Genomic DNA, 13544 nt, shown 5'->3' on the forward strand with positions numbered 1-13544 from the left:
CTATATTAGAAGAAAATAAAGGTGACAATCACAAAAGTCGGAATCAGGAAGACCAGGGAGTATTTAAGAATATAACCGAAAAAGCTGGGCATGGTCGTTCCTGCCTCATCTGCAATGGATCTCACCATAAAATTGGGGGCATTGCCGATATAGGAGCAGGCCCCGAAAAACACGGCTCCCGAGGATATGGCCTTGAGGAAGATCGCATTCTCGGTCATGAGCAGGGGGACGGACTGGGCCTCGGGCATGCCTGCGTAAAAACTGCCCAGGGCGGTATTGAAAAATGTCAGATAAGTGGGGGCATTGTCCAGAAACGAGGATAAACATCCGGTGACCCAGAAATAGTGAAAGGGTTCTTTCACCGCAGCGATCAAAAAGGCAAAGGCGCCGTCAGGGCCTGCCTTGAGCAGAAGCAGACAGGGAATCATGGTAATAAAGATCCCGATGAACAGATAGGCCACCTCGATAATGGGAAACCAGGAAAACTCATTTTCTTCCCTCAGCACCCTGGGCGTCGCCCATAGCGAAGCCAGACCCAGGCAGATGAGCAGCCCGTCCCGGAGCCAGTCCTGGACTGCCCGGTGAACGCCTAAAGTGGAGACAGTTCCCAAATCGACTATCCCGCTCATGAGAACCGAGCCCACTACCCCGGCCAGAAAAAGGAAATTATAGGTCCCTACCAGGCGCAGGGGCTGTTTTTCCCCGTCATCCGGAACCACGACATCTTCCTTTTTATAATGGTATGAATCCAGAAAAAAATAAACCGTCAGAAGAATCCCGGATGCAACCAGCATCTCGGGCAGGATTTTAAAGGTCCAGAAAAAGCTGACCCCGTGGAGGAATCCCAGAAACAACGGCGGATCTCCCAGGGGAGTGAGGGCCCCGCCTATATTGGCCACCAGAAAAATGAAAAACACCACCATAAAGGTCTTGTTTTTCCGGTGGGCATTGGCCCTTAAAAGGGGCCGGATCAGAAGCATAGCCGCACCCGTGGTCCCCATCCAGGAGGCCAGGACGGTTCCCAGCAGGATGATCCCGGTATTGACAATGGGGGTGCCCCGCAGGCTCCCTTTGAGAAGGATCCCCCCGGATACCGTAAACAGGGCCCATAAAAGAATGATAAAGGGGACATAATCGGCCAGGATGATGTGCAGAATTTCATAAACCGCGACACCCTTGAATATTGCCACAAAGGGAACAGCAAGAGTGGCGGCCCAGAATGCGGAGATCTTCCCGAAATGATGGTGCCAGAAAGTCCCGGCCACCAGGGGCAGCAGGGCAATGGACAGCAGCATGCAGGCAAAGGGGATGCAGGAATAAAGGGGAAGCACTTCTCCCAGGTTTACATGATTGCCGTGGCCTCCATGGTTTCCGGCCCCATGGACCGGTTCGTGACCCGGTTCGGGATTCTGGGGTTCTGCGGCCTGGGAATAATGGGTGTTCTGATTGTCTGCCGAAGGGCTGTCCTGGGCCGAAAGCGAGGCCGGAAAAACCATTAGGACCAAAAGAAAAATGACCACTGCAATTCCATCCAACTTCATAGACCGCCTCCTTCTGATGTGCTGGGTGTCGCTCAATCATTGAATCTTTGTGTTCGGGCAAAGGCTAAGTTGCGTTGTACTTGTAAGAGATCAGGTTCCACTTCGGATAGAACACGTCGCTTTTGCTTGTCTGAGAAGCATTACCAAACTACTAATAAATAAAAATGTCAAAGTCAAGATTATAGGAAAAAAAGGAGGGCATTGCCCGGAGATACCCGCTTCTGGTTCCCACATCAGTATTCCGGACAAAAGATATGGTCCGGCGGATTCTGAACAGCTGCGTTGTCCGTGCAAAACTTGGTTATTTATATCTTTTTATCCGCCGTTTTTGAGAACCGCCATTGACAAAGCTCCCATCTCCTTATCCTTTCACCTTAAAATCTGAGTTTTTTGATTCATCTGAAGTTTTGATTCAACCGTTCAAAGGGATGAGATGAGGCCCTCTTTCCAGAGGATTCAAGGGAAAGGGTTGACAGACCCGTCCGGATTCGGTTATTCGTCCCTTGTTTTTGAAAAAAGATATCGTTTTTATGATTCTGGAAAAGGGGACTTATGGCATTAAAACCGAGGATTTATAAGGCTAAAATTTCTTTGGCCGATATTGAACTCAATCATTACGAAAATCTGAGTTTAACCCTTGCCCAGCATCCCTCGGAGACATTGGAACGGATGATGGCCAGGGTTCTGGCCTATTGTATGAATGCCGGTAAATCCTTACGTTTCACCAAAGGCCTCTCTTCCGTAGAAGAGCCGGATATCTGGGCACGGACTCTGGATAACCAAATTTCATTGTGGATCGATATCGGGGAGCCGTCCTATGACCGGATTAAAAAAGCCTGCCGACTTTCCCAGGCGGTCAAGGTCTATTCCTTTAATCTGAAATCAGACAATTGGTGGGCCAAGGAGCAGGAAAAATATAAAGATCTCAGGGCCTCTGTTTTTCAGTTTCATTGGAAAGGCATACAGGCCCTGGCAGGACTTGTGAAACGGACCATGGATCTATCCGTCACCGCTTCAGACGGGTTGCTCTATGTCTCTTCTGAAAACGGGACCTGTGAAGTGGCCTGGACCGAGTTGCAGTCCAATGAGCCAAGTTGATATTGAAAGTGAAAACAAAAGGTAAATCATGTTTGCGAAAACGGCTGATGAACTCAGGGAGATGATGCGGCAAAACCCGGAGGTCTCTCCTTCCACATTTCTCATGGACGATTCCTTTGCTGCCTGGTGTTATGACAACAGAGGACTTTTATGGCTGAAAACGGCCTTCAACCGAGACCCGGACCCGGATGACTGCCGGAACTGGAGAATCTCCGCCTCTGAGTGGAAGACCAACGTGGAAATGGCCGGCCTGGCCCTGGCTGGAAAATAAACCCTGAAACTTCCGTCCGATACCGATTCTGTCCATCTGCTTTCTCAAAAAAGAGCCGGGGAAAGAATACGGCAGGCTCAGAGTATTCTTTCCCCGGTCATAAAGGCCAAGTGTAAAGCCATACTTGTTCTTACATAAGCACACAGCTCTTGGAACGAAGGCCGGTATCTTTGGCAACGGCCTTATAACACTCGCTTCGCTCCTCCATGCTGGTACTGCAATAATCGCAGGCCCTGAGGGCTTCGGTCATTCTTTTTTTCCCAATGGCACAACACATGGCGGCTTTCTTTTTCATATATGATTTCATATCATCCTCCAGATATTCGGATTCACATGACAAGAGTTCAGACTCAATTTTTGTCATGTTGTATTCCAAGAATATAAGATCGAATCGCTGAAAATCAATAAAGATTTCAAGGTAAGAACCTGAATTATCAGCTTAAGATTCATGATATCCTCCACAAACCCCTGGGTGAAGAAGATGATTTTATCTTTGACCGGGAAATTGACATATCCATGCCGTCCTGATAAATATTATCAATAGCAAAAAGCAACTCCATAGAAATACCCAATTCTATATTTGAAACTTCATCTTCTATTTTGCTTTTTGTGACTCCTTCCCCAGGGGGAATTTTTGTACCTCTCTTTTAAACAGACAGGAGGTGGGCATGGATACCAATCACCTGAAAAAGATTCTGGCAGGCCTCTGCATTGCCGGCCTGATATCGGGATCCACGATTCCTTTAAGCGGCTGTTCCGGTAAAAGCGCATGTAGCGGGACAAAGCCCGGAGCAGGCAGTTCCAATAGCGGATGAAGCGGTGGATCTTCCGGTGCAGGTGGCACCGATGATCAGGCAAATCAACCTGCCAAAAGCGGCTGAAGCTGATTTCTTACACGCAGTTTGCGTGTGTAAGCTCAAACCCATAAAATGACAGGTTAATTTTTTATTCCCGTGTACTCATCACGAGAAAAAAATCTTCAGAGCATTTTTTCCAATTGCCGCAGGATCCTTGGGAATCAGACCTGGGGAAGGATCCTGGAGGCATTGGGCAATAATATAGAACCGCTCCTATTCCCGGACAAACTTTCTTCTGTCGAAAAATCCCTGGGTCTGCCTGAATTTATAGTCGATATCGCCCGTATTGACTGGGCATTACACAAAATTACGCGGATTAATGCTCATTTTCAACCGGATATGGACATCTTGAGCGTGAATCCTTTGTTAACCCTTTTGCCGGTTTCCCATAAAAATCTTGCATCCATACTGGATAAAGAGCCGTCAGAAGAAAAAAAGCCGATCATTCCGTCAGAAAATATACTCATCCTTATCTGGCGCCACCCGAAAAATGACCGGCTTCATATTCGAGAGGCCGGCGATACGGATCTTCTGGCCCTGAAAATTGTCATTGAACAAATTGAAATCCGTGATGCGGCTGCCGCCGGAGGAGCCACCATGGGATTTATCGATTCTGTTCTTAAAAAAGCGATTTCCCAGGGTATTATCCTGTCTCCAAAATCTCTTATCCATAGAGGCAATGCTCTTTCTCCCCATGGTTCTTCCAAGCTCGAAGAATTTAGATCTGCAGATACCTTTACACTGCAATGGCACATCACCCAAGCCTGTGATCTACATTGCAAGCACTGCTACGACCGCAGTAACCGAGCCCCATTGCCCTTCCATATCGCAGTGAATATCCTGGATGATTTTTACAATTTCTGTCACCAAATGCATGTGGAAGGCCAGGTGACATTTACCGGGGGCAATCCCCTGCTTTACCCTGATTTTTTGAATATATACCGAGAAACCTCAAATCGGGGGTTCGGGACGGCCATTTTGGGCAATCCCTCTCCCATTGATCAAATTAAAGAGCTGGTCAAAATTCAAATGCCTTCCCATTTTCAGATCAGTTTAGAAGGCCTGGAACAACACAATGACATGATTCGGGGAAAAGGGCATTTCCAAAGGTCCCTATATTTTCTAAGTCAACTCCGGGATATGGGCATTTACACCATGGTCATGCTCACACTTACCCGTGATAACATCGACCAGGTGCTGCCCCTGGCCGATCTCCTCAGAAACCGGGCTGATTTTTTCACATTTAACCGGCTGTCCACTGTTGGGGAAGGTGCCCGGCTTCTGATGGCGGAACCCGGGGAGTTCCAGTCTTTCTTAAAAGAATATGAAATAGAATCGCATCAGAACCCTGTCCTGGGTCTGAAAGATAACCTGATCAATATTGTCCGGAATCAGAACGGTCTGGATCTGTTTGGCGGATGCACCGGTTATGGCTGCGGCGCTGCTTTTAATTTTGTGGCGCTTCTCGCAGATGGTGAAGTCCATGCCTGCAGAAAGTTTCCATCCCCCATCGGAAATATTCTTGAGAGCAGACTGAAGGATATTTATCAGTCCGAGCTCGCACACAAATATCGGAAGGGCAGCACAGATTGTAAGGACTGCACCCTAAATATCGTCTGTCGCGGCTGCCTTGCCATTGCCTACAGCCGCGGTCTTGACGTGTTCAAGAACAAAGATCCATTTTGTTTTCGATCCTCCGTAACAAAAAAAGCTTAGTTTTAGGGGGCATTATCAAATACAAAAACCGGATTCCTGGAGCTTTGTAATTGTATTGTCCAGGCTGTTCCGGCGATCTCTTTCATTCTTATTTGCTTGGTCTAAACCCCAGGACTTTAAAAGTTAAATAAAAAGTATTTCCCCAGATCATCATAGTGCACGTCATCAACAAATTCACACCCGAAAACAAGGGGCGAAAACGCTCTTTTGATCTTTACGATTCTTGTAATCTTTGATCCGTTGGGATTATCAAGAACAAACCTCACCTCTGCGCTTCTCTTCACTTTAATATCCGATTTCTCCAGGACTTTGAACTTGAGTCCGTGCTTGGACAGATCCGTTACCACTCCATGCCATTTTTTCTGATTCTGTATAATGTGACCCTTGAAGCTGCGCTCTTTACGGATGGAGCGCCTTCTTTCGAGGATAACTGAAAATGAATGGCCGCATTTGCACTTGTACTTTAATTTCACCTCGGCTTCATGTCCGATGAATGGGGAAACGTCCTTTTGATAGGATTTTCCGCAGTCACTGCAGGAAAACGTGGCCGTAAAGGTTGAGGTCACAAAAACCCTGGGAATTGTCATTCTTGTTATCCTGTGTTTCCGTTCGGCGGGTCATCATCAATGTAAAATTTATTAATAATACCATAGTCTCTGTTTTTTGTAACGATGGAACAGACCGGATATATATTTTATCCCCCTTGAAGATTTTAGGCCATTAAAAGCAAAAAGGCTCCCGGAGAAATCGCCGGGAGCCTTAATTCTTTAAATGGTCGGGACGGCAAGATTTGAACTTGCGACCACTTGTCCCCCAGACAAGTGCGCTACCAGACTGCGCTACGCCCCGATAATCGAACAGAGGGCTTTTTATCACCCTTTGAATAAGGTGTCAAGAAAGAATATTCATCCCCCTAGGTTTTCCCGGGAGGAAAAAAGAACTTTTTATCCTATTATTTGTTAGAAAATCATTTTATTTTTACCGGATTTATGGGTCGCCAATTGCCCTTTCCACTCTTTGATCAAGAAATTTATTAATGAGTATTATCTTTATTATCAATGCCTTATCCAAATTGGTTGTTCCAATACCCCTTCTGTTTTTTGGAGATTGGTATTACCAAAATTAATTATTGACACAGACCAAAACTCCTGTTAAACATTCAACTTTTTTCCGTAAAAACGGATGCAGAATATTAGATTTGACCATATGATTTTAAACGGACAAAAGTGAATTCAGTGACCCGTCTTATTTATGAAAAACCGGTTCTAATTTTCGGTTGCGGCAATACCCTGTTCGGCAATGACGGGTTTGGTCCGGAAGTGATCCGGTATTTAAATAATAATTTCTCTTTCCCGGAATCTGTCCTGGTTCTGGATGCCGGTACCGGGATCCGGGATTTCATCTTTGACCTGATTCTGGTGGAAAAAAAACCGGAACTGATTCTCATCATAGACGCCGTCACCATGGAGGGCAGAACCCAGGGAGAGGTGTTTACAATTGAACCCGGTCTTGTACCCCGGGAAAAGATGGCTGATTTTTCCCTTCACCAGTCCCCCTCTTCCAACCTGATCTCCCAGCTAGTGGAACAGGGAGTTGAGGTAAAGGTCATTGCCATGCATACGGAGTCCGTACCCAACGAGATCTGCCCGGGCCTCTGCCCCAGGGCGGAACAGGCCGTTGAGCAGGCCGCTGATATAGTGATTCAGGAATTAAAAAGCCGTGATGCTTTTAATCAATAAATAATGGTAACCCTTTAGACAGAGCGACGAGGTAGATATGACAGACAAACCCCTAGGATCGGTATTGATGGCCGGAGGAGGAATCGCCGGAATCCAGGCTGCGCTGGATATGGCGGATTCCGGCTTTTACGTCTATTTAGTGGAAAAAACATCGGGAATCGGCGGGGTCATGTCCCAGCTGGACAAGACCTTTCCCACCAATGACTGTGCCATGTGAATTGTCTCACCCAAACTGGTTGAGTGCGGTCGGCACTTAAACATTGAATTATTGACACTCTCTGAAATCGAAGATGTCCAGGGCGAGCAGGGAAATTTCACGGTAAAAATCAAAAAGAATCCCAGATTTGTGGACGAAGAAAAGTGCATCGCCTGCGGGCTGTGCGCCCAGAAATGTCCCAAAAAAGTGGATGATGAATACAATATGGGCCTGGGCAAACGCAAGGCAGCCTATATCAAGTACGGCCAGACCGTACCCCTCAAGTACGCCATTGATCCGGATAACTGCATCTTTTTGACCAAGGGCAAGTGCGGGGTCTGCGCCAAGGTCTGTCCCACGGGGGCCATCAACCACGATATGAAGGTGGAATACCGGGATATCAATGTGGGCGCCGTTATCCTGGCCCCTGGATTCAAGCCTTTTTCCCCCTCGGGCATCGACTATTACGGGTACGATGAGATCCCGGACGTGGTCACCAGCCTGGAGTATGAGCGCATGCTTTCAGCTTCCGGCCCGACCATGGGCCATCTTCAAAAGGAATCCGACGGCAGGGAACCGGAAAAAATCGCCTGGATCCAGTGCGTGGGCTCCAGAAACATCAATTGCGGCGACAAGGGATACTGCTCCAGCGTCTGCTGCATGTATGCCATCAAACAGGCGGTCATGACCCAGTCCCATCTGCCGGGCCGGGGTGAGCAGACCATCTTCTACATGGACATCCGTACCCCGGGCAAGGAATATGAACGCTACTACGAGACCTCCAGGAAAAGCGGGGTCAACTATGTCAAGGCCCGCCCCCATACCCTGTCCCCTGGGCCGGAAGGCTCGGGCGTGACCATGACCTGGACCGATGACCAGGGCGTCAGCCATGATGAGTTTTTTGATCTGGTGGTTCTTTCCATCGGCCTGTCCGCACCGGAAGGGGCCATGGAACTGGCCGATAAATGCGGTATTGAGCTGGACCGGTTCCACTTTGCCGAAACCAGCAGTTTTGAGCCGGCATCCACCAACCGGAAGGGCATCTATGTGACCGGCAGCTTCCAGAGCCCCAAGGCCATCCCCCAGTCCGTTGCCACGGCATCCACGGCCGCAGCCCAGGTCAAGGCCGACCTCGCCGAGGCCCGGGGCAGCCTGGCCATTGAAAAGAAGTTCATCGAAGAATTTGATATCTCCGGACAGACGCCCAGAATCGGAGTCTTTGTCTGCTCCTGCGGCACCAATATCGCCTCGGTGGTTGATGTCAAGGCCCTGGCCGAATATGCCTCCACCCTGGATCATGTGGTCTATGTGGAGAACAATATGTTTACCTGTTCTTCGGACACCCAGGATCTCATTGCCCAGACCATCCAAAAGGAGAACCTCAATGCAGTGGTGATCGCAGCCTGCACCCCCAGGACCCATGAGCCCCTGTTCCAGGAGACCCTCCAGTCCACGGGCCTGAACAAGTATATGGTGGAGATGGCCAATATCCGGAACATGAACTCCTGGGTCCATCCCGATCAACCGGAAAAAGCCACGGCCAAGGCCAGAGAACAGGTCAAAATGGCCGTGGCCAAGGCCGCCCTCAACTATCCCCTGGAAGACATCCTGGTCAATATCACCCCCCGGGCCCTGGTGGTGGGCGGAGGCCTTGCCGGCATGAGCGCGGCCCGGAACCTGGCCGACCAGGGATATGAAGTGATCCTGGTGGAGGAACAGAAGCAGCTGGGCGGAATGGGCAGACAATTGACCTGTACATGGAAAAATGAGGACATCCCCTCCCATGTAGCCAGGCTGAATGAACAGGTCCGGGCCCACGAAAAAATCCGGGTGTTAACCGAAACCCGGCTGACAGCGGTATCCGGATTTGTGGGCAGTTTCGTGGGCGAGCTTTCCAGGGGCGGCGAAATTGAGAACATTGAATTCGGGGCCTGCGTCATCGCCACGGGTGCCCGGGAATACAGTCCCCATGAGTACCTTTACGGAGAAGATCCGCGGGTTTTGACCACCATGGATTTCAACGATAAGATCCACAGGGATCCGGAGTTTGTTTCAAACGCCTCCTCCGTGGTCTTTATCCAGTGCGTTGGCTCCCGGAACCAGGATCATCCCTATTGTTCCCGGGTCTGCTGCACCCAGTCCGTCCAGAAGGCCGTCAACCTGAAAAAGGCGGATCCCGGCCGGGACGTATACATCCTCTACCGGGACATCCGGACCTATGCCGACAAGGAAACCCTCTACATGGAGGCCAGGGAACTGGGCGTCATCTTTATCAAATATACCCGGGACCGGCTTCCCCGGGTCAGCCGAAAAGAAGACCGGCTCATCATCAGAACCTTTGATCCCATTGTCCAGATGGAGGTGGAGATCCATCCGGACCTCCTGGTCCTGGCTTCGGCCATCGTGCCCAATGACGCCACTGCCTTTGTGGATATGTTCAAGTGCTCGGTCAATGCAGACGGATTCCTCATGGAGGCCCATCCCAAGCTCAGACCTGTGGATTCCAATGTGGACGGGGTTTTCCTGGCCGGTATGTGCCACTATCCCAAACCTGTGGACGAGGCCATTGCCCAGGGCAAGGCCGCTGCATCCAGGGCTTCGGTTATCCTCTCCCGGAAAACCATGAAACTGGATGCCATCAAGTCCAGCGTCACCCACAACTGCGACGGATGCGCCCTTTGCCTGGATGTCTGCCCCTTTAACGCCATTGAACTTGTCAAGTATACCGATGAAAAGGGGAAATCCCACCGAAGGATCAAAACCCGCCAGGCCCTGTGCAAGGGCTGCGGGATCTGTGCCGCGGTCTGCCCCAAGGAGGGGGTTGTGGTCAACGGATTTACCCTGAACCAGCTGAGGGCCCAGGTGGACGCCATTCTGGATCATGCATAAGTAAAATTAGCGCTAATAACAGATGAAAGAGACTCAATCCGGTTTCATGTTGAACCGTGACCGGATCCTCTTTCCTTTTTTCAAGGAGATATAAAGAAATGTCAGAAGATTTTGAACCCACCATCATCGGTTTTTTGTGCAATTGGTGCTCCTATGCCGGAGGCGATCTTGCCGGGGTTTCCAGACTTGCCTATCCCCCCAATATGAAGGCCATCCGGGTCATGTGCACGGGAATGGTCCACCCGGATCTTGTGGTGGACGCCCTGAAAAAAGGGGCCGACGGCGTCATGGTCATGGGCTGACATCCCGGTGAATGTCATTACCAGGATGGTAATCATAAAGCCTTGGCCCGATTTCAGATTGTTCAACTCATGCTGGAGGACCTGGGGATCCACCCGGACCGGGCCGCCATTGAATGGGTATCCGGTGCCGAAGGCCCCCGGTTTGCCGAAAAGGTCACCCAGTTCACCCGGAAGATAACTGACCTCGGTCCCAACGATTTTGCCCGGAAGAGAAAAAAGGAGGCCGCCCCATGCCAGTAAAAATTGCCGGCGAATGGCTCAACTCCTGCTCGGGATGCGAAATCGCCATTCTCAACCTGGGGGAAACCCTGCTCGACCTTCTCCCGGAGCTGGATTTTGTCCACATCCCGGTTCTCATGGACCACAAGCACTACGGTCAGCTGGGGGATAAAAAACATATGGATATCCCCAAAGCCACCGTTGGACTTGTTTCCGGGGGGATCCGCAACGAGGAACACCTGGAGGTGGCCCATGAGATGAGAAAGAAATGCGATATTCTCATCGCCCTGGGCACCTGCGCCACCCACGGAGGTATCCCGGCCCTGATCAACTCCTATACCAATGAGGAGCTCTTTGACCAATACTATCACACGGAAAGTACAGATCCCGGGGCTGAAGTTCCCGGAAACGGACTCTCCCCTCTTCTGGACCGGTGCTATGCCCTGGACGAACAGATCAAAGTGGACATCTACCTGCCCGGGTGTCCGCCCCATCCCGATCAGATCGGAGGGGCCATCCTTGCCCTGCTCAAGGGCGAAACCCCGGAGCTTCCCTTTCGAAGCGTATGCGATACCTGCCCCACCATCCGGGAGGGCAAGGGCAAGGTCAAGGAGATCCGGCGTTTTACAGAAGCGCCCCAGTTTGATCCGGAAAAACCGGTAAGCGAAATGCGCTGCCTTCTAGAACAGGGCTATCTGTGCGCCGGCCCCGTGACCCGGGCCGGATGTGCCGGCAATGACGGGGAGGCTCCCAGGTGCATCAGCGCACGGGTTCCCTGCCGGGGCTGCTACGGCCCGGTCCGGCAGAACGGAAATCAGCTCATGGATATGCTCAACGCCCTGGTCACCAACGGCATTGACATCAGCAGCCTTCCGGACCGGAACAGTCTGCTCAGATTTTCCGGAGCCCACAATAGGCTGACCGCCAAAGGAGGCATGTAAATGGGAAAGACAATCAATATCCAGCCCCTGTCCCGCATTGAGGGACATGCAAACATAAAGATAGAACTCAACGATCAGGGGGAGGTGGAAAAGGCAACCACCCATTTCAACTCCATCCGGGGTTTTGAAAAATACGTCCAGGGCAAGCCTGCCGAAGAAGTGACCCGCATCGTCACCCGGATCTGCGGAATCTGCCCCTGGCACCACCACCTGGCCTCCACCAAGGCCGTGGACGCCTGTTTCCAGGCCGAGGTGCCCCGGGCCGGCCATATTCTGCGGGAATGCATGCAGAACATGGCCCATATCAACGATAAGATCCTTCATTTTTATTTCCTGGCCGCCCCGGACTTTGTCCTGGGTCCGGATGCAGACTACAAGGTCAGGAATGTTATCGGTATTGCCCAGGCTGCCCCGGATCTGGCCAGAAAGGTCATCCAGATGCGCCAACTGGGCCAGATGATGATGGAACGCTTTGCCGGCAAGGTGATCCACCCCATTGCCGCTGTGCCCGGCGGATTTTCCAAGCCCATGTCCGACTCCCAGCGGCTGAGCCTGGTGGAAGACACCCAAAAACTCCTGGAGTTTGCCAAGTTTTCCATGGCCCATGCCAAGGAAAACATCTTCCCCAATTACCTTACCGAGGTAACCACCCTGGGCTCCATTACCACGGGGTTTATCGGGACCGTGGACAGGGACGGATCCCTCAATTTCTACGACGGGAAAATCCGGCTCATGAAGCCCGACGGAACCTGTGAGGATTTTGACGACGCCGATTACCTGGACTATATCGGCGAGCATGTGGAAGAGACCTCCTACGGGAAATTTCCCTATGCCAAATCCTGGAACGAGGGATTTTCCACAGACCTTGCCCAGCCCAGGGGCATCTACCGGTCCAACTGCCTGGCCCGGCTCAACGTCTGTGATCATATCTCCACTCCCCTGGCCCAGGCGGAACTGGAGGAGTTCCGGAAGAGTTTCGGCAGACCGGCCCAGCACACCCTGCTCTACCACTGGGCAAGGCTCATCGAACTGGTCTATGCCTGTGAAAAGACCCTGGAGCTGCTCCTGGACAAGGCCATCTGCGGAAAGGAAACCCGGCTTGGGTTCACCCCGGGAGCCGGACGGGGCGTGGGCCATGTGGAAGCCCCCAGGGGCACCCTAATCCACGACTACACCACCGATGAAAAGGGATTGATCAAATCGGCCAACATGATCGTGGGCACCACCCACAACCTGGCCCCCATCTCCATGAGCGTGGAGCAGGCAGCCAGGATGCTGATCCATGAAGGCAAGGTGGACGAAACCATTCTCAACAAGGTGGAAATGGCCGTGCGTGCCTATGACCCCTGAATTTCCTGCGCCACCCACCGCCTGGACGGCGGCAAGACAATCGATATCAAAGTTGTGGACAAAAACGGCGAAATAATATGTAGATAAAGGCTGTTATCCAAAGAAGGGTGTGGAAAAATCCACACCCTTCTTTGTTTTTCTTGGTTCTCCAAGCACCATTTCTGTATTTTCAATAGTTATTTATTCCACGCTCGTATTCTGTTTTTTTCCGGGCACTCTCATATAATTCTATCATCATTACCGGTTTCGCCATGGCCCTAACAGCAACACATAAGCTTGATGTTAACCAGCCTCGTAATCCCAAGGCAAGCGCATACCACAATTGTGTTGAAAATCATTTTGAAGACCTGGAAGATATCTTCCAAAGAGTTCCGCCAGAATCGGGCTTGATTGATCCGGAAAATCTATGAGGTGGACCCGCTGAT

The 13544-nt window shown here is 50.8% G+C and carries 12 protein-coding genes and 1 tRNA gene; 9 read left to right on the forward strand and 4 right to left on the reverse strand.

Features of this window, described 5'->3' with window-relative positions:
- Nucleotides 1-5 precede the first annotated feature (5 nt).
- A complete protein-coding gene (locus F608_RS0127250) occupies nt 6-1541 on the reverse strand; it encodes a sodium:proton antiporter (RefSeq protein ID WP_022668927.1) in 1536 nt (511 codons plus the stop codon).
- 552 nt (nt 1542-2093) lie between these two features.
- Here F608_RS0127250 and F608_RS0127260 point away from each other — a divergent pair.
- A complete protein-coding gene (locus F608_RS0127260; RefSeq protein ID WP_022668928.1) occupies nt 2094-2639 on the forward strand; it encodes a YaeQ family protein in 546 nt (181 codons plus the stop codon).
- A 28-nt stretch (nt 2640-2667) separates the two neighbouring features.
- Nucleotides 2668-2910, forward strand: a complete 243-nt coding sequence (locus F608_RS0127265; RefSeq protein WP_022668929.1) for a hypothetical protein — start codon at nt 2668-2670, stop codon at nt 2908-2910.
- Between the two features lie 130 nt (nt 2911-3040).
- Here F608_RS0127265 and F608_RS0127270 read toward each other — a convergent pair whose 3' ends face one another.
- Nucleotides 3041-3217 (reverse strand): hypothetical protein, encoded by a 177-nt coding sequence (locus F608_RS0127270; RefSeq protein ID WP_153307619.1) that lies wholly within the window; start codon nt 3215-3217, stop codon nt 3041-3043.
- A 361-nt stretch (nt 3218-3578) separates the two neighbouring features.
- Here F608_RS0127270 and sbtA point away from each other — a divergent pair, with 361 nt between their 5' ends.
- Together sbtA and sbtM are read left to right on the forward strand one after the other, a co-directional pair.
- A complete protein-coding gene (gene sbtA / locus F608_RS35970; RefSeq protein WP_153307620.1) occupies nt 3579-3791 on the forward strand; it encodes an SbtA family thio(seleno)oxazole RiPP natural product precursor in 213 nt (70 codons plus the stop codon).
- A 72-nt stretch (nt 3792-3863) separates the two neighbouring features.
- Nucleotides 3864-5483, forward strand: a complete 1620-nt coding sequence (gene sbtM, locus F608_RS0127280) for a thio(seleno)oxazole modification radical SAM maturase SbtM (RefSeq protein ID WP_022668932.1) — start codon at nt 3864-3866, stop codon at nt 5481-5483.
- 116 nt (nt 5484-5599) lie between these two features.
- On the opposite strand, the gene F608_RS0127285 is transcribed toward sbtM, so the two are convergent.
- Entirely contained in the window at nt 5600-6070 is a 471-nt protein-coding gene (locus F608_RS0127285) for a PilZ domain-containing protein (protein ID WP_022668933.1), read from the reverse strand.
- A 185-nt stretch (nt 6071-6255) separates the two neighbouring features.
- A tRNA-Pro gene (locus F608_RS0127290) sits at nt 6256-6332 on the reverse strand.
- Between the two features lie 386 nt (nt 6333-6718).
- Between F608_RS0127290 and F608_RS0127295 the strand changes: the two genes are divergently transcribed.
- From F608_RS0127295 to F608_RS0127320, 5 genes are all read left to right on the forward strand, one after another.
- Entirely contained in the window at nt 6719-7222 is a 504-nt protein-coding gene (locus tag F608_RS0127295) for a hydrogenase maturation protease (protein WP_027363181.1), read from the forward strand.
- 37 nt (nt 7223-7259) lie between these two features.
- Complete coding sequence (locus F608_RS0127305; RefSeq protein WP_153307621.1) at nt 7260-10307, forward strand: FAD-dependent oxidoreductase; 3048 nt, start codon at nt 7260-7262, stop codon at nt 10305-10307.
- 98 nt (nt 10308-10405) lie between these two features.
- On the forward strand, nt 10406-10849 hold the full coding sequence (locus tag F608_RS36710; protein ID WP_208599555.1) for a hydrogenase iron-sulfur subunit: 444 nt from the start codon (nt 10406-10408) through the stop codon (nt 10847-10849).
- On the forward strand, nt 10840-11769 hold the full coding sequence (locus F608_RS0127315; protein WP_022668937.1) for an NADH-quinone oxidoreductase subunit B family protein: 930 nt from the start codon (nt 10840-10842) through the stop codon (nt 11767-11769). The genes F608_RS36710 and F608_RS0127315 overlap by 10 nt, the downstream gene beginning before the upstream one ends.
- The gene (locus F608_RS0127320) at nt 11770-13119 is read left to right on the forward strand and encodes a Ni/Fe hydrogenase subunit alpha (protein ID WP_022668938.1); all 1350 of its coding nucleotides are present in this window, start codon (nt 11770-11772) and stop codon (nt 13117-13119) included.
- Nucleotides 13120-13544 lie beyond the last annotated feature (425 nt).

It is taken from the genome of Desulfospira joergensenii DSM 10085 (assembly GCF_000420085.1).
Classification (GTDB): Bacteria; Desulfobacterota; Desulfobacteria; order Desulfobacterales; family Desulfobacteraceae; genus Desulfospira; species Desulfospira joergensenii.